Annotated in this window: 15 protein-coding genes; 6 read left to right on the top strand and 9 right to left on the bottom strand. The window is 60.3% G+C overall.

Annotated elements, in window-relative coordinates; translation table 11 throughout:
* Positions 1-35 precede the first annotated feature (35 nt).
* From hyi to HCI85_RS10610, 6 genes are all read left to right on the top strand, one after another.
* Positions 36-818 (top strand): hydroxypyruvate isomerase, encoded by a 783-nt coding sequence (gene hyi, locus HCI85_RS10585; protein WP_167144678.1) that lies wholly within the window; start codon positions 36-38, stop codon positions 816-818.
* Between the two features lie 17 nt (positions 819-835).
* The gene (locus HCI85_RS10590; protein WP_167144679.1) at positions 836-1,726 is read left to right on the top strand and encodes a 2-hydroxy-3-oxopropionate reductase; all 891 of its coding nucleotides are present in this window, start codon (positions 836-838) and stop codon (positions 1,724-1,726) included.
* 181 nt (positions 1,727-1,907) lie between these two features.
* On the top strand, positions 1,908-3,239 hold the full coding sequence (locus tag HCI85_RS10595; RefSeq protein ID WP_167144680.1) for a glycerate kinase type-2 family protein: 1,332 nt from the start codon (positions 1,908-1,910) through the stop codon (positions 3,237-3,239).
* A gap of 218 nt (positions 3,240-3,457) precedes the next feature.
* The gene (gene pyk / locus HCI85_RS10600; RefSeq protein ID WP_167144681.1) at positions 3,458-4,873 is read left to right on the top strand and encodes a pyruvate kinase; all 1,416 of its coding nucleotides are present in this window, start codon (positions 3,458-3,460) and stop codon (positions 4,871-4,873) included.
* 142 nt (positions 4,874-5,015) lie between these two features.
* Positions 5,016-5,969 (top strand): urea transporter, encoded by a 954-nt coding sequence (locus tag HCI85_RS10605; protein WP_167144682.1) that lies wholly within the window; start codon positions 5,016-5,018, stop codon positions 5,967-5,969.
* Between the two features lie 56 nt (positions 5,970-6,025).
* A complete protein-coding gene (locus tag HCI85_RS10610) occupies positions 6,026-6,865 on the top strand; it encodes an ion transporter (RefSeq protein ID WP_167144683.1) in 840 nt (279 codons plus the stop codon).
* Between the two features lie 58 nt (positions 6,866-6,923).
* Here HCI85_RS10610 and argR read toward each other — a convergent pair whose 3' ends face one another.
* From argR to HCI85_RS10655, 9 genes are all read right to left on the bottom strand, one after another.
* Positions 6,924-7,904, bottom strand: coding sequence for a transcriptional regulator ArgR (gene argR / locus HCI85_RS10615; RefSeq protein ID WP_090253542.1), 981 nt, complete (start codon positions 7,902-7,904; stop codon positions 6,924-6,926).
* A gap of 67 nt (positions 7,905-7,971) precedes the next feature.
* Positions 7,972-8,736: an ABC transporter ATP-binding protein gene (locus HCI85_RS10620; RefSeq protein WP_160087080.1), complete on the bottom strand. Its 765-nt coding sequence runs from the start codon at positions 8,734-8,736 to the stop codon at positions 7,972-7,974.
* Between the two features lie 18 nt (positions 8,737-8,754).
* Entirely contained in the window at positions 8,755-9,867 is a 1,113-nt protein-coding gene (locus HCI85_RS10625; RefSeq protein WP_167144684.1) for a succinylglutamate desuccinylase/aspartoacylase family protein, read from the bottom strand.
* 10 nt (positions 9,868-9,877) lie between these two features.
* Positions 9,878-10,576 (bottom strand): ABC transporter permease, encoded by a 699-nt coding sequence (locus HCI85_RS10630; RefSeq protein WP_090253536.1) that lies wholly within the window; start codon positions 10,574-10,576, stop codon positions 9,878-9,880.
* Positions 10,577-10,591: 15 nt separating this feature from the next.
* Positions 10,592-11,281: an ABC transporter permease gene (locus tag HCI85_RS10635; RefSeq protein WP_090253534.1), complete on the bottom strand. Its 690-nt coding sequence runs from the start codon at positions 11,279-11,281 to the stop codon at positions 10,592-10,594.
* 117 nt (positions 11,282-11,398) lie between these two features.
* A complete protein-coding gene (locus HCI85_RS10640; protein ID WP_090253532.1) occupies positions 11,399-12,178 on the bottom strand; it encodes an ABC transporter substrate-binding protein in 780 nt (259 codons plus the stop codon).
* Between the two features lie 527 nt (positions 12,179-12,705).
* Entirely contained in the window at positions 12,706-14,661 is a 1,956-nt protein-coding gene (gene acs / locus HCI85_RS10645) for an acetate--CoA ligase (RefSeq protein WP_167144685.1), read from the bottom strand.
* 387 nt (positions 14,662-15,048) lie between these two features.
* Positions 15,049-15,966 carry a DUF4824 family protein gene (locus HCI85_RS10650; protein ID WP_167144686.1) on the bottom strand — a complete coding sequence of 306 codons (918 nt, stop codon included), beginning with the start codon at positions 15,964-15,966 and terminating at the stop codon, positions 15,049-15,051.
* The gene (locus tag HCI85_RS10655) at positions 15,963-17,036 is read right to left on the bottom strand and encodes a DUF2157 domain-containing protein (protein WP_167144687.1); all 1,074 of its coding nucleotides are present in this window, start codon (positions 17,034-17,036) and stop codon (positions 15,963-15,965) included. The genes HCI85_RS10650 and HCI85_RS10655 overlap by 4 nt, the downstream gene beginning before the upstream one ends.
* Positions 17,037-17,142: the final 106 nt, after the last annotated feature.

A 17,142-nucleotide genomic window follows, 5' to 3' on the forward strand; every position in this document is an offset into this window, starting at 1 on the left:
GCTTTATCCGGGCTGCGCAAGACAAGGAGCACACCATGCCCCGTTTTGCCGCCAACCTGTCCATGCTGTTCACCGAAGTGGACTTTCTGGACCGTTTCGACGCTGCCGCAGCCGCAGGCTTCAGCGGTGTCGAATACCTGTTTCCCTATGATTTTCCGGCTGAAGTGATCAAGGCACGCCTGGATGCCAACCGTCTGGAGCAGGTGCTGTTCAACCTACCCGCCGGTGATTGGGCCAAGGGCGAGCGAGGTATCGCTTGCCACCCCGACCGCATTGAAGAGTTCCGCGCCGGTGTCGACCAGGCCATCGCCTACGCCAAGGTGCTGGGCAACAAGCAGATCAACTGCCTGGCCGGTATCCGCCCGCAAGGTCTGGATTGCACCACCGTCGAGCAGACCTTTGTCGACAACCTCAAGTTTGCCGCCGGTAAGCTCGAAGCTGCGGGCATCAAGCTGGTCATGGAAATGATCAACACCCGCGACATTCCGGGCTTCTACCTGAACACCACGAAGCAGGCTCTGGCGATTCGCGACAAGGTCGCAAGCCCCAACCTGTACCTGCAATACGACATCTACCACATGCAAATCATGGAAGGTGACCTGGCGCGTACCGTCGAGGCCAACCTGCCTGTGATCAACCATGTGCAGCTGGCTGACAACCCGGGCCGCAACGAGCCGGGCACTGGCGAGATCAACTACCGCTTCCTCTTCGAGCACCTGGACCGCATCGGTTACCAGGGCTGGATCGGCTGTGAATACAAGCCGGCAACCACCACCGCTGCCGGTCTCGGCTGGATGAAAGCGCACAACGCAATCTGAATCAGAGGATATTTCTCATGGCAAAAATCGGATTTATCGGCACCGGCATCATGGGCAAGCCTATGGCGCAGAACCTGCAAAAAGCCGGGCACACCCTGTTCTTCTCCGAACACTTCGACAAGGCCCCGGCCGACCTGCTGGGTGACAACGGCATCGGCCTGGCCAACCCGCGCGAAGTAGCGCAGGAAGCCGAATTCATCATCATCATGGTTCCGGACACCCCCCAGGTTGAAGACGTGCTGTTCCGCGCTGACGGCGTAGCCGCAGGCGTGGGCGCTGGCAAAGTAGTGATCGACATGAGCTCGATCTCGCCGACCGCCACCAAGCAGTTCGCCGAGAAAATCAAAGCCACTGGCGCGGCCTACCTGGACGCCCCGGTATCCGGCGGTGAAGTCGGTGCCAAAGCGGCCACCCTGTCGATCATGGTCGGCGGTTGCCCGAATGCCTTCGAACGCGCCCTGCCGCTGTTCCAGGCCATGGGCAAGAACATCACCCGCGTTGGCGGTAACGGTGACGGTCAGACCGCCAAGGTCGCCAACCAGATCATCGTTGCCCTGAACATCCAGGCAGTGGCTGAAGCCCTGCTGTTCGCCGCCAAGAATGGCGCCGATCCAGCCAAGGTGCGTGAAGCACTGATGGGCGGTTTCGCCGGCTCGAAGATCCTTGAAGTGCACGGCGAACGCATGATCAAGGGCACCTTCGACCCAGGCTTCCGTATCAGCCTGCACCAGAAGGACCTCAACCTGGCCCTGGCCGGTGCGCGCGAGCTGGGCCTCAACCTGCCCAACACCGCCAACGCCCAGCAAGTGTTCAGCACCTGTGCGGCCATCGGTGGCAGTAACTGGGACCACTCAGCGTTGATCAAAGGCCTGGAACATATGGCCAACTTCAACATCCGCGGTGAGTAAGTAACAGGTTTCAGGGCGGGGTCAGCCGCGCTGAAACAACCCTTTCGATCTGTCCGGCAGGCGGTGTCACGGCCTGCCTGCCGGGTGGGTCGATTCTAGTGCGCAGCGTCTGCATCGCGGAGGCTGCGCACTAGAATCGAAGTCAGTCATAAGCAGTTGATCCAGACCAAGAGAGATCACCATGTCCATCGATCCGTCTTTCAATCCAACGTCTCTGCTGCGCGAGCTGTTCGCCAGCGCCATCGACGCCGCTCACCCGCGCCAAGTGCTGGCTGATTACCTGCCGGAAGACCGCAGCGGCCGCGTTATCGTGATCGGCGCAGGTAAAGCCGCCGCAGCCATGGCCGAAGTGATCGAGCAGGAATGGCAAGGTGAAGTCTCTGGCCTAGTGGTCACCCGCTATGAACACGGCGCCAACTGCCGGAAGATCGAAGTGGTCGAAGCCGCCCACCCGGTTCCAGATGATGCCGGCGAGCGCGTAGCGCGCCGCGTACTGGAACTGGTGAGCAACCTCAGCGAAGCCGACAAGGTAATTTTTCTGCTGTCCGGTGGTGGCTCTTCCCTGCTCGCCCTGCCCGCTGCCGGCATCAGCCTGAAAGACAAACAGGCGGTCAACAAGGCGCTGCTGAAATCCGGCGCCTCGATTGGCGAAATGAACTGCGTGCGCAAGCACCTTTCCGCCATCAAAGGCGGCCGCTTGGCCAAAGCCAGCTGGCCGGCCAGCGTCTACACCTATGCGATTTCCGATGTACCGGGCGATGAAGCCACGGTGATCGCCTCCGGCCCGACCGTGGCCGACCCGACCACTTCGGCCGAGGCACTGGCAATCCTCGCCCGCTACAGCATCGAGATCCCGGCCAACGTACGCGCCTGGCTGCAGAACCCGGCCTCGGAAACCGTCAAACCAGGCGACCCGTGCCTGGCCCGCAGCCACTTCCAGCTGATCGCCCGCCCGCAGCAATCCCTCGACGCCGCAGCGGCCAAAGCCCGCGCAGCAGGCCTCCCGGTGCTCATCCTCGGTGATCTGGAGGGCGAATCGCGGGAAGTGGCCAAGGTGCATGCCGGCATTGCCAAACAGGTGCGCTTGCATGGCCAGCCGATCAAGGCACCCTGCGTGATTCTCTCCGGCGGTGAAACCACCGTGACCGTGCGCGGCAATGGCCGTGGCGGGCGCAACGCCGAATTTCTCCTGAGCCTGACTGACAGCCTCAAGGGCCTGCCTGGCGTCTACGCCCTGGCTGGCGACACCGATGGCATTGACGGTTCGGAAGACAACGCCGGGGCCATCATGACCCCCGACAGCTATGCCCGCGCCGCGGCGCTGGGGCTAAGCAGCAGCGATGAGCTGGATAACAACAACGGCTACGGCTACTTCGCCGCCCTCGATCAACTGATCGTCACCGGGCCGACGCGTACCAACGTCAACGATTTTCGCGCCGTTCTGATTTTAGGGTCTGTTGACGTTTCGCTCGCGGCCGCGCCGGAGCCAGTTTTTGCGCGGGGCAAGGCATGAGGAGAGAAGTTTGGCCATTCCAAATGAACGACGAATAACGCAGTACCGCGCAAAAACTGGCCCGGCCCTCCGGGTTGCGCGGCAAATGACGCCATGCGGCGTTGCGAGACTTGGCAAGGGAACAACCATTGCCTGCGTCCCGCGCCTTGCCTGGCGTCATTTGGCGCAGCAACGCGGCTCGCGCCGAAACGTCAACAGACCCTAGAGACCCCTGCCAAATGAACGCCGACAAGAAAGTAAAAATCCTCGCCACCCTTGGCCCAGCGATCAAAACTATCGATGACATCCGCCAGCTGGTGGAGGCCGGGGTCAACCTGTTCCGCCTCAACTTCAGCCACGGCGAACACGCCGACCACGCCCAGCGCTTCGACTGGGTGCGTGAAGTCGAGCAGCAGCTGAACACCCCGATTGGCACCCTCATGGACTTACAAGGGCCGAAGCTGCGCGTCGGCCGTTTCGCCGAGGGCAAGGTCAATCTGCAACGCGGCCAGACCCTGCGCCTTGATCTGGACAGCACGCCGGGTGACGTCAACCGGGTCAACCTGCCACACCCGGAAATCATCGAAGCACTGCAACCGGGGATGAGCCTGCTGCTCGACGATGGCCGCCTGCGCCTGCAAGTTACTGCCAAGCACAGCGATGCAGTGATCACTGAAGTGATCGCCGGTGGCGAGCTGTCCGACCGCAAGGGTGTCAACGTGCCGGAAGCCGTGCTGCAATTGAGCCCGCTGACCGAGAAAGACCGCCGCGACCTGAGCTTCGGCCTGGAACTGGGTGTGGACTGGGTCGCGCTGTCGTTTGTGCAGCGCCCGGAAGACATTGTCGAAGCCCGTCAGCTGATCGGTGATCGCGCCTTCCTGATGGCCAAGATCGAGAAGCCGTCTGCGGTGATTCACCTGGAAGAGATCACCCAGCTTTGCGACGCAATCATGGTCGCCCGTGGTGACCTAGGCGTGGAAGTGCCAGCCGAGAACGTGCCGCGCATTCAGCGAGACATCATCCGCACCTGCCGCCAGCTCGGTAAGCCGGTGGTGGTGGCCACGCAGATGCTCGAGTCCATGCGCTTCTCCCCTGCGCCGACCCGCGCCGAGGTCACCGACGTGGCCAACGCCGTTGCCGAAGGTGCCGATGCGGTGATGCTGTCAGCGGAAACCGCCTCCGGCGACTACCCGCTGGAAGCCGTGCAGATGATGAGTAAGATCATCCGCCAGGTGGAAAACGGCCCGGACTTCCAGGCTCAGCTGGATGTCAGCCGCCCGCAGGCCGAAGCCACCGCCTCGGATGCGATCAGCTGCGCGATCCGCCGCATCAGCACCATCCTGCCGGTGGCCGTGCTGGTCAACTACACCGAGTCGGGCAACTCCAGCCTGCGCGCCTCACGCGAGCGGCCGAAAGCGCCGATCCTCAGCCTGACGCCGAGCCTGGATACCGCGCGGCGCCTGAGCGTGGCCTGGGGCGTCTACTCGGTGGTCAACGAGCGCCTGCACAAGGTTGAGGAAGTCACCCGCACCGCTCTGGAAACCGCCCGTTCAGCTGGGCTGGCGAAAACCGGCGATACCGTGGTGATTACTGCCGGCGAGCCATTCGGCCAACCGGGCAGTACCAACAGCCTGCGTATCGAAATTCTGCACTGATCCAGTTCTGCGGCAGGTTGTAAGACCCGCTGCAGAACGCAACTCCCACGCTGGCTTTGCCAGTTTGAAGGCACTCACTGTTCCCGCGGTGGGTGCCTCTTTTTATTCCCGCCCCGGTGATTGTTTATTCAGGTTCGTCTGTATGTCGCCATTACCGCTCCCCACCCACGCCCTGCAAGGCTTTCGCGCATTACTCAACGGCTTTAGCCAGATATTTCTGCAAACCAATCCCGCCTGCGGCTTGCTGGTGCTGTTGGCGATTGCCATCGGTGCGCCGCAACTGCTCGGCGGCGCCCTGCTTGGCTGCCTGAGCAGCACACTGACGGCTCAGCGTCGCGGTTATGCCAAGGCAGATATTGAAATTGGCTTGTATGGCTATAACGGGGTCCTGCTGGGCATGCTGATCAGCCTGCAGTTCGCCTGGTCAGCACTGTTGCCGCTGCTGATCATCGTCAGCGCCGGGGCATCCAGCCTGCTGCTGGCCGCCTGGATGCAGCGCATGCGCGAGCGTCAGTGGCTGCCTGCGTTCACCTTCCCCTTTGTCGGCTTGAGCTGGTTGCTGTTGTGGTTGGCTCCTGCGCTGCAGCTTGAGCTGGCACAGACCATACCTAGCCAGGCGCAGCCACTCGATTGGTGGGCCAGCCTGATTGCCATGGCGCGCGGCTTAGGTCAGGTGATTTTTCTCGATCAACCATTGGCCGGTGTCTGTCTGCTGCTTGGCCTGTTACTGGCGGATCGACGCGCCGCCTGCTGGGCGCTGCTCGGCTCCACTGGTGGCCTTGCTCTGGCGCTGTATCAAGGCCTGCCGCAGCACAGTGCGCTGACCGGCCTGTATGGCTATAACGCAGCGCTGGCGGCCATCGCCCTCAGCCAGGTGCATCGCCGTCCTTGGCTGCCAGCTCTCGGTATCGCCCTGGCGCTGGTGCTGCAACCCGGCTTTAGTGCACTGGGCCTGCCAGCCCTGACCATGCCGTTTATTCTCACCTGCTGGCTGGTAAGCGCCACCCAGCGTCTACTGCGCAAAGCCGCGGCCGACTGCACACCGCTGCCTACCAGCAAAGGTAAAGGCTTGCATCACCGCGACAAAACTCCCTAGGCTGCTTGCCTGTTCGCGTTATCAGCGAACACCGCATACGGAGCAGCCAGAGCATCATGGACACGCCGCAGAACCTGCGTCAGCAGCTGTACAGCATCATCTTCCATACCGACACACCAGCCGGTCAGCGCTTCGACCGCTACCTGTTGCTGACCATCATGGCCAGTCTGGTAGTGGTGATGCTCGACAGCATCGACAGCGTGCACAGCCAGTACGCACCGCTGCTAGCGGGTATTGAGTGGGGATTTACCGCGTTGTTCGCCATCGAATACGTGGTGCGCCTGTACTGCTCACCGAAACCACTGCGCTACGCCTTCAGCTTCTTCGGCCTGATTGACCTGCTGGCGATCCTGCCGGGCATTCTCGCTCTGTTCTACGCAGACGCCCAGTATCTGCTGATCATCCGGGTGATCCGCATGCTGCGGGTGTTCCGCGTGCTCAAGCTCAGCCCGTATCTACGTCAAGCCAACTTCCTGCTCACCGCGCTGCGCGGCAGCAAGCAGAAGATCATCGTGTTCTTCGCCTGCATCGCCACCATGGTTACGGTGTTCGGCACCCTGATGTACGTGATCGAAGGGCCCGCGCACGGCTTTACCAGCATTCCCAAGGGCATTTACTGGGCGGTGGTTACGCTGACTACCGTCGGCTTCGGCGATATCGTGCCGAAAACCCCGCTGGGCCAGGCGCTGTCGACCCTGGTGATGATCACCGGTTACTCGATCATCGCCGTGCCCACCGGCATCTTCACCGCAGAACTGGCTAACGCCATGCGCGGCGGCGACGAACTGATTCACGATTGCCCAAGCTGCGCGAAAAACACCCACGAACACGGCGCCGCCTTCTGCACCCGCTGCGGCAACCCGCTGTTTCCGCGGCAGGTCGACAAACCTGAGTAATCACCCGGCCAATAAAAAACCGCAGCGAGCTGCGGTTTTTTATGTGTTCTCAGTTAACTCAGCCACGTTCGATTGGCGTAGAGGTCAGCTCAAAAGGGCTGTTGCTGCGGCGCTGGTTGCGGTCTTCGCGCGGGGTGGCGCCGAAGAAGTTGCGGTAGGCGCTGGAGAAATGCGGGCCGGAAGAAAAGCCGCAGGACAGGCCGATCTGGATGATCGATTTGCTGGTTTGCATCAGCAACTGGCGCGCCTTGTTTAGACGCAGCTCTAGATAATACTGGCTGGGGACGCGGTTGAGGTACTGCTTGAAGATGCGCTCAAGCTGACGCCGTGACACGCAGACATGCTGGGCAATTTCGTCGGTGGTCAGCGGCTCTTCAATATTGGCTTCCATCAGCAACACGGCCTGAGTCAGCTTGGGGTGGCTGGAGCCCAGACGGTTCTGCAACGGAATACGCTGGCGCTCGCCACCTTCGCGGATACGCTCTACTACCAACTCCTCGGATACCGCACCGGCCAATTCGGCACCGTGGTCACGGGCCAACAAGGCCAGCAGCAGATCGAGCACGGCCAGGCCGCCACAGGCGGTCAAGCGATCACGGTCCCAGTCGAACAGATGGCTGGTGGCGATGACCTTGGGGAAGCGTTCAGTGAAATCATCCTGCCAGCGCCAGTGCACCGAAGCACGGTAGCCATCGAGCAGGCCCAGCTGCGCCAGCGGATAAACCCCGGCGGCAATCGCACCGATCACGCAACCGCCGCGCACCAGTTGTTTAAGCGCACCGGAGAGCGCTGCAGGCATCGGTCCTGGTGGTTCGTCGGCAAGCAGAAAGAGCTTCTGGCAGCCTTCCAGCTTGCCCACCCAGGATTCCCCCGGTAGCCGCCATGCGCCTTCAAGCGGCGCTTCAGCCTGCAAGAACACCAGCTCGTAGACCACCTCGGGGTGAACGCGCTGGGCAACGCGCAGCGCTTCTTCCGCCAAAGCCAGGGTCAAGGGCTTGGTGGTGGGCCAAAGCAGGAAGCCAATTCGGTGCGCATTCATGGGGGGCAGTTTAGGCTCTGTTGGCGATTATGGGCATAGCGTGGGTGCGTGCAGATGTTGCCGCGGGTTATTTGAGACTGCCAGAGAGGAACTGCTGCAAGCGCTCGGATTGCGGATTGGCCAACACTTCTCTCGGGCAGCCGCGCTCTTCCACCACGCCTTTGTGGAGGAACACCAACTGGTTGGAGACTTCACGGGCAAAGCCCATTTCGTGGGTCACCACGACCATGGTGCGACCTTCCTGGGCCAGGTCCTGCATGACTTTCAGCACTTCACCCACCAGTTCCGGGTCCAGCGCCGAAGTCGGCTCATCAAACAGCATCACCTCAGGTTCCATGGCCAGGGCGCGGGCAATCGCTACACGCTGCTGCTCGCCGCCGCTCATGTGCGCCGGATAGGCATCTTTACGATGAGCCACGCCAACTTTGTTCAGGTAGTGCTCGGCCTTTTCCAGGGCTTCCTTCTTGCTCATGCCAAGCACGTGCACGGGGGCTTCCATCACGTTTTCCAGGGCGCTCATGTGCGACCACAGGTTGAAGTGCTGAAACACCATGGACAGGCGCGAACGCATACGCTGCAGCTGCTTGGGATCAGCGGCTTTCAGGCCACCGTCCTTGTTGGCCACCAGTTTCAGCTCTTCGTTGTTGAGCAGAATTTTGCCACCGTGGGGCTGTTCCAGCAGGTTGATGCAACGCAGGAAGGTACTCTTGCCCGAGCCGCTGGAGCCGATGATGCTGATTACATCGCCGGCCTTGGCCGCCAGTGACACGCCCTTCAATACTTCGTGGCTGCCGTAGCGCTTGTGCAGATCCTGAACTTCAAGTTTGTACATGGTTTCCACTCTCTTGAATCAGTCGCTGAGCAAGCGACCCTGGCGAATAGGGGTACGACCGGCCACTTTAGCCAGCCACAAACCGGGCTGAGCAAAACGCAACCGCTCGCGCGCATAGAGCACACCATCTGTAACGGCACAGACAGTTGTGTGGCGATCGTCCAGCGGATCGATCACTTCAAACAATGGGTCGCCGGCCTTAACCCACGCGCCCACCGGTTGCAGAAAACTCACCACCCCAGCATGTGGGGCATAGGCGTATTGCGCACCATCAAATGGCGTGGCATCGCAGCTTTCAGCAGGTGCGGGCGGCCAGTCACCGGCAATCAGGCCCTGCTCGGCAAGGAATGCCAAAATGCTTTCGGCGCTGGCTTCGGCTTCTGGCTTGCCAGTATCGGCCATGCCGCCCAGCTCAACGGTTACTGCCAGACAAGCCAGCGGCACAGAGGCCTGGGGAAAATGACGGGCTAAGTGAACCCAAGGCAAGGCGCAGGCTTCATCAAATGAACTGCCGCCGGAATCCTCGACGGTCAGCGCCGCCCCGGCCTGCAGGCGTGCAGCCAGCGAGCGCAGTTGCGGCCACTGTTGTGGCAGCAGGTATAGATGCACTGCGGCATCAAAATCACAATGCAGATCAAGCACCACATCGGCATCGCAGGCATGTTTTAGCAACAATCGCTGCATGCCTTGCAGTTCTGATCCGGCGGGTGGCAAGGCTTCCAACGCAGCTTGCATGGCGGCGCGAATCAGCCGCACATTGCTCGGGCCATCACTGCCCAGGCAGCCTTCCAGCGCCGGCGCGATGGCAGTGGCCAAAGCAAAAAAGTCGCGGTTGAAGTTCTTCCCGCTGCCCATTTCAAAACGGCCCTGATGGGTCGCCTGGAACATCTGCCCCAAACCAATCGGGTTGGCCACCGGCACCAGCTCGATCACCCCAGTCAGCCGCCCCTGGGCTTCCAGTTGACGCAAGCGGCGCTTGAGTTCTACCGCTACGCGCATCCCAGGCAGTTCGTCAGCATGCAGCGAGGCCTGAATGTAGGCCTTGCACGGCCCCTGACCGAAACGGAATACGCTAACGTGGCGTTCGGTGCCGGGGCAGCCCCAGGGCAGTGGATGGTCGATACGCTGCATGCTCTCTTCCTCAGGCCTTACGCGGGGCCAGGTAAGCCAGCCAGCGGCGTTCGGCCAGCTTGAACAGGCGTACGAGGATAAAGGTCAGGCACAGGTAGAACAGGCCGGCAGTGATAAACGCCTCGAACGGCAAGTAGTACTGCGAGCTGACGGTACGTGCTGCGCCGGTGATGTCGATCAGGGTGACGATCGAGGCCAGCGACGTGGTGTGCAGCATCATGATTACTTCGTTGCTGTACTGCGGCAGTGCGCGGCGCAGGGCAGACGGCAGCAGGATGCGGCGGTACAGTTTGAAGCGCGACATACCCATGGCCTTGGCGGCTTCAATCTCGCCATGCGGCGTGGCTTTCAGGCTGCCAGCGAGAATCTCCGCGCTGTAGGCACTGGTGTTGATGGCAAACGCCAGGCAGGCGCAGAAGGTGGCGCTGGAAAAGTACGGCCACAACACGCTCTCACGGACGGCCTCGAACTGCGCCAGGCCGTAATAGATGAGAAACAGCTGCACCAGCATCGGTGTACCGCGAATCACGTAGGTGTACAGCCAAGCTGGAAAGTTGACCAGAGGCGACTTGGAGACGCGCATCAAGCCCAAAGGAATGGCCAAGGCCAAGCCGCACGCCAGGGAAATCAGCAGAATTTTCAGGGTGACGCCCACTCCGCTGATGTACAGCGGCAGGTTTTCCCAGATTACGGTGTAGTCAAAAATCATCGCTGCGCTCCCCGCTTACAGATCAGCGGCTTTAATGCCGACCGAGTAACGTTTTTCCAGGTAACGCAAAGCCAGCAGCGACACGCTGGTCAGCACCAGGTACAGGGCCGCTACAGCCAAGTAGAAGGTGAAGGGCTCGCGGGTCGCATCGGCGGCACTTTTCGCCTTGAACATCATGTCCTGCAGACCCACCACGGAAATCAGCGCGGTAGCCTTGGTCAACACCAGCCAGTTGTTGGTGAACCCAGGAATGGCGAAGCGAATCATCTGCGGCACCAGGATGCGGAAGAACACCTGCATGCCATTCATGCCATACGCCGCGCCTGCTTCAGCCTGCCCTTTGGGGATGGCCATAAAGGCGCCGCGGAAAGTCTCCGACAGGTAAGCACCAAAGATAAAACCCATGGTGAACACGCCAGCAATAAAGGGGTTGATATCGATGTAATCGTCGTAGCCGAGCATCGGCGCCAAACGGTTAACCATGTCCTGACCGCCATAGAAGATCAGCAGGATCAGCACCAGATCGGGAATCCCGCGGATCACCGTGGCGTAGGTTTCGCCCAGCAGCGCCAGCCACTTGATCGGCGACAGGCGAAACGCCGCGCCCAGCAGCCCCAAGACAATGGCCACGGCCATCGAGGTCAGCGCCAGAATCAGGGTGAGCCATGCACCGTCGAGAATTGTCGAGCCGTAGCCGTTGAGCATGCTCTGGTTACCTCATGCAAGCGCCAGGCGGCGCCAGGAAGCACAACAAGAAAGTGACGCAGGCCTACAGGCTGCGGGCTTGCGCCACTTTGAGTGAAGACGACGCGGTCAGGAAAATCAGTCGCCGTAGACGTTGAAGTCGAAGTACTTGTCCTGCACTTCCTTGTACTTGCCGTTGGCGCGGATCGCCAGGATGGCAGCGCTGATTTTATCAGCCAGGGCCTTGTCGCCTTTGCGCACGGCAATACCAGCGCCCATGCCGATGTATTTCTCGTCGGCGAAGTCTGGGCCTACCAGGGCGAAGCCTTTACCGGCGTCAGTCTTGATAAAGCCATCGTCGATGTTGACGACGTCAGCAAAGGTGGCGTCCAAACGACCGGAAGTCAGGTCGAGGAAGGCTTCGTTCTGCGAGCTGTAACGCACGATTTCGACACCGGCAGGTGCGAAGATATCGGTGGCGTAACGGTCGTAGGTGGAGGCGCGCTGTACGCCGACTTTTTTGCCTTTCAGATCCACCAGCGGGTCGTTGATCACGGTGCCGGCCTTCATCGCCAACTTGCCTGGGGTCTGGTAGTACTTGCCGCTGAAATCAACCGATTTCAGGCGATCTTCGGTGATGCTCATCGAGGAAAGTACGGCGTCAAACTTGCGTACTTTCAGGGCTGGGATCAGGCCGTCGAACTCCTGCTCGATCCATTTGCATTCCACTTTCATCTCTTCGCACAGGGCGATGCCGATGTCGTAGTCGAAACCGCTGATGGCACCATCAGCCGTTTTGAAGGCGAACGGCGGGTAAGCCGCTTCGATACCGATACGCAGAGGCTTGGCGTCTTCAGCCATGGTCAACGGCGACAGCATGGACAGCGCCAGTGCGCCGAGAAGTGCAATCTTCTTCATTGTGTGACTCCTTCGAATGGGAATGGCATCGGTTGGCAGAGATTGTTCGGGTATGCATCCAGCCTTGCATGAATTGTAGTGAGTCACCGCCAAGCTGCGCGCTACGCAGGCGCCGGACGGCCCCAGCCGGGTGAGCGGCATTCTAGCGACAGCTCGGAAGTCGATATTTCTTCAATGCGACAAGTAATTACAAAAGGCCAGGACGGGTATAGCGAGGATATTGACAGGCTCTGAAATTTATGCAGAGACAGAAAAGGCAGTTAACCATTGGTTAAAGCAATTAACGCGCCCAGTTTTAACAAGGCCTTTATTTACCTGGCCTGGTGGCAGTTTTTATTTCTACAGCCGCAGCGAACGACGCGCCATCTTGGCGCAAAACGTTCCCGCACACCCCATAAAAGTGCGCGTTGTTACGCCCGAGTGACAACGAAATACCCAGATGAAAATCGATAATGCCGCACAAAGCACAACGCCCTGCCCGGCTTGTGGCCGAAACAGGGCGTTGTTTACAGGCGCTTCAACCGAAGTCAGGCAGCCTGCATCTCGCGGTGAGTGTCGATAAGGTGCTGCACCACGCCAGGATCGGCCAGCGTGGAGATATCGCCGAGTGCATCGTATTCGGCGGTTGCGATCTTGCGCAGGATACGGCGCATGATCTTGCCCGAGCGGGTTTTCGGCAGGCCTGGGGCCCACTGAATCACGTCCGGCGAGGCAATCGGGCCGATCTCCTTGCGCACCCAGTTTTTCAACTCTTGGCGCAATTGCTCGGATGGCTGCTCGCCGCCATTCAAGGTGACGTAGACATAGATGCCCTGCCCTTTGATGTCATGCGGCACGCCAACCACGGCGGCCTCGGCGACTTTCGGGTGAGCCACCATGGCGCTTTCGATTTCGGCGGTGCCCATACGGTGGCCGGACACGTTCAACACGTCGTCGACGCGACCGGTAATCCAGTAGTAACCATCTTCGTCACGACGCGCACCGTCACCAGTGAAGTACATGCCCTTGAAGGTTTTGAAGTAGGTGTCGACGAAACGGTCGTGGTCGCCATACAGCGTACGCGCCTGGCCCGGCCAGGAATCAATGATCACCAGATTGCCTTCGGCAGCGCCCTCGATCAGATTGCCGAGGTTATCCACCAGCGCTGGCTGCACGCCGAAGAACGGACGGGTCGCCGAACCCGGCTTGAGTGCAGTAGCACCCGGCAACGGGCTGATCAGGATGCCGCCGGTTTCGGTCTGCCACCAGGTATCGACAATCGGGCAACGCTCTTTGCCGACAGTCTTGTAATACCAGTTCCAGGCTTCCGGGTTGATCGGCTCGCCGACCGAGCCAAGCAGGCGCAGGCTGGAGCCATCAGCACCGGCAACCGCCGCATCACCCTGGGCCATCATCGCGCGGATCGCTGTCGGTGCGGTGTAGAGGATATTGACCTTGTGCTTGTCGATGATCTTCGACACCCGGGTAATGTCCGGATAATTCGGGATGCCTTCGAACAGCAGCGTGGTCGCGCCATTGGCCAGCGGGCCGTAGACGATATAGCTGTGGCCGGTGACCCAACCCACGTCGGCGGTACACCAGTAGACGTCGCCTGGTTTGTAGTCGAACACCCGCTCATGGGTCAGCGCGGCATACACTAGGTAGCCGCCGGTGGTGTGCTGCACGCCTTTCGGCTTACCAGTGGAGCCGGAGGTGTAGAGGATAAACAGCGCTTCCTCGGCGCCCATTTCCTTCGGCGCACAATGGCTGGACGCCACGGCCATCAGGTCTTCGTACCAGATGTCACGGTGCTGGTTCCACTTGATCGGGCTGCCGGTGCGCTTGCACACGATGACCTTCTGCACACTGCTGGTTTCCGGGTTGGTCAGCGCGTCGTCGACGTTGGCTTTCAGCGGGGTTTTCTTACCGCCGCGCAGGCCTTCATCGGCGGTGATTACCACCTTGGATTGGCAGTCGATGATGCGGCCGGCCAGTGCTTCCGGGGAGAAACCGCCGAACACCACCGAGTGGATCGCACCGATACGGGTACAGGCCAGCATCGCCACAACCGCCTGCGGAATCATCGGCATATAAATAGTCACTACGTCACCGCGGTGCACGTCCTGGCCGCGCAGGGCGTTGGCGAACTTGCAAACCTGTTCGTGCAGCTGGCGGTAGGTGATTTCCTCGTGCTCGGACGGGTCATCGCCTTCCCAGATGATCGCCACCTGATCGCCACGTTCTTCCAGGTGACGGTCCAGGCAGTTGTAGGACACGTTGAGGGTGCCATCGGCGAACCACTTGATATCGACGTGGTGATCGTCGAAAGAGGTCTGTTTGACCTTGGTGAACGGCTTGATCCAGTCCAGGCGCTGAGCCTGTTCACGCCAGAAACCGTCAGGATTGATCACCGACTGCTGGTACATGGCTTTATAGGTGGCCTCATCAGTCAGCGACTGGGCCGCCACCTCAGGGCGCACGGGATACAAGGACGCAGCACTCATCAGAAACACCTCGGTGGGTAGTTGTTGTTCTATGGGCCATTTTGTAGCCAGGACCCCACCTTTGAGCCATTCGACCATGGTCTTAACGCTCTACGACCATGGTTGCAGACGCTTTTTTCAGGCAAAAAAATTACCGGGAGCAATTTTTAACGTCGCCTAGCGACGGCCAGCAGGGTGACGGCCAGGGATGGCACGCCACAAAAACGCCAGGAGCGTTTTTGCGCGCAAGCCCCGTCGAGGGAGAAGCACATGGATGTGCTGAACATAAAAAAGGCGGTCATCTGACCGCCTACCCAAATCATTCCAGGGAGAGGAATGGAGAAACGCTTGCATCCAAACCACGCAGGATTGGAACGCCGCCACTTTCGCCCAGCACGCTGCGCTGCACTATTGCACCTTGGTCGTAGGCTGCGGCGTACTCGCCTGCCTGGCACTCAACGCAACAAACCAGGGCTCCAGCCGACGACCGAAGGCGACTTCGGCGCTAAACAGCTTCTGATAACCCGAGTAGTCGACGCCTTGCTGCTCAGCTTGCTGGGGCAGGCTGTCGAACGTTGCATGCCAGCGCTGCGGCAGATTGAGGCTCTGCACCCCTGGGGTTTCGGCCGAACCGCCGAGCTGCCAGGTCCAGCGCTGGTTATCCGGGCGCGGATCATCGCCCTCTCCATCCCAGTCAGTCGCTACGCTGCTGGCCTGCACCTCGATGATGCTGCGCACAATGGCGTAGCGCGCACGATCAGGGTAACGCTCGCGCAATGCCTGCTGATCCATTCCAACATCGACCACCAGCAAGCGAGTGGCGCGCCGCCGCTCATAATCCAGCGCATTAGCAGCATGCTGAGCTGCCTCGCGCAGCTCTTTGCTGTCCGGCACAGACTTCTGCAAGCGCAAGGCTTCGGCATGGGCGGCAACCTGCAGCGCCACTTCACGCTGATAAGCCGGACCATCGAGTTCCAACACCAGCAACGCATCGCGGTCCAGCTGACGACGGTAACGCCGCACGGTCTGCTCGTTAAGCTCAGTGGGTACATTGAAGCCTAGCTCGGCCATCTTTTCGGCGCTGATCGACGGGTAGTAGTGGTCATCATCCGCCTGGCTCGGCCAGCGGTAATCAAGGCGCAGCGCCAAGCTGCTGTTGTCCTTGCGCCAATAGGCGTAGGTCGCGCCCAGCTCGCGCTCGGACAGTTGTAGGCGGCTGTCCTCAGGCTCCTGGCGATTCCAGGCCACGCCCGCCAGGACAATGGCGTTAACCAGCCCGATCAGCAGCAGCCCGGCAATCAGATAACGCGCACGCACACCGCTCATTGCCCACCTCCCAGCAAACCGTGGCGGCTACGCAAGCGCCGCAGAACCAGCAAAATCAGCACCGCACTCAAACCCAGCACCAGGAAGAACAGATATTTGGGCATGCTCTCCCACCACCAGTCGAACAGCTTGGTGTAGAGAAAAATCACAAAGAAACTCAGCCCGGTGTTCACCACATCCGCCCAGCCACGGCGCACGCCTAGCCAGATCACCAACGCTGCGAGGATAAAGCCGCCGATATGGTAGGCATTCTCGATGTACTCGGGCGAATAGTCGAAGTAACTGCCAGCCCCCCAATGCGCCAGCACCAGTACCGGCACAAACACCCCAAGCAGGCCAAATACCCGATAGATAGCGGCAAAGCCATCAAAACGGCGCTGATCAATCAGCAGCGGCACCGCAAAGACCAGCAGCGCCGGCAGGATGAAATTCTCCGGCCGCTGGGCAAAACCCAGCCAGTAGATGCCGTCCCAACTGCCAATCCGCGCCGCGACAAAGGCCAGCAGACAGCTCAGCCCGGCCGCCAACAGCAGACGCGCACCACAGGCATAAGCCAGCAGCAACGCGTAGAGCGCCCAAGGCAACAAGGCGTTGTTCGAGGGAGTGATATTGAAGATCTGCCCAAGCATGACGATGTTCAGCACAAAGCAGGTAAAGGCTACCAACGCCGCAAGCTTGCTGAAATAGCCCGAGCTATCGAGGCGTTGCACCCACAGTGTCAGACCAAACGAAGCGATGCTCGCGGTCAGCAGAATCGCCACTTGGCTCTGAGTCCCGAACAGCCCCCAGAACTGGTAGAACAGGAAAAACACACTGGCCGCCAACGCCAGCGCGCCGAGAAACGAGGCAATGCGCATGCCCAGCGACAGCTGCCGAGCCTGAATATCGTGATCGATATCGAAGGCCGCTAGGTAGCTGTTGAGTAATTGCTGCTGATAGCCGTGCAAATTGGCACGCTGGCTATCGCTTAGGTTCAACACCTGCTCTGCCTCAAGGCGCGCCAATTCACGGTTGAAAACGCCAATGTCATCGGCACGTTGCTGGGCATCACTGCGGTTTATGTTGGGCATGGCAATCCTTGCGGCGGGTCCATCAGGTCATAGGCTGATCAGCACACTCTAGCGCTAAAGTTTCGGCGATGGGCTGACCCAGTAGAAGGTTCGTAACTGCGAATAG

The sequence above is a fragment of the Pseudomonas sp. OTU750018 genome, assembly GCF_011636575.1.
Taxonomy (GTDB): Bacteria; Pseudomonadota; Gammaproteobacteria; order Pseudomonadales; family Pseudomonadaceae; genus Aquipseudomonas; species Aquipseudomonas peli.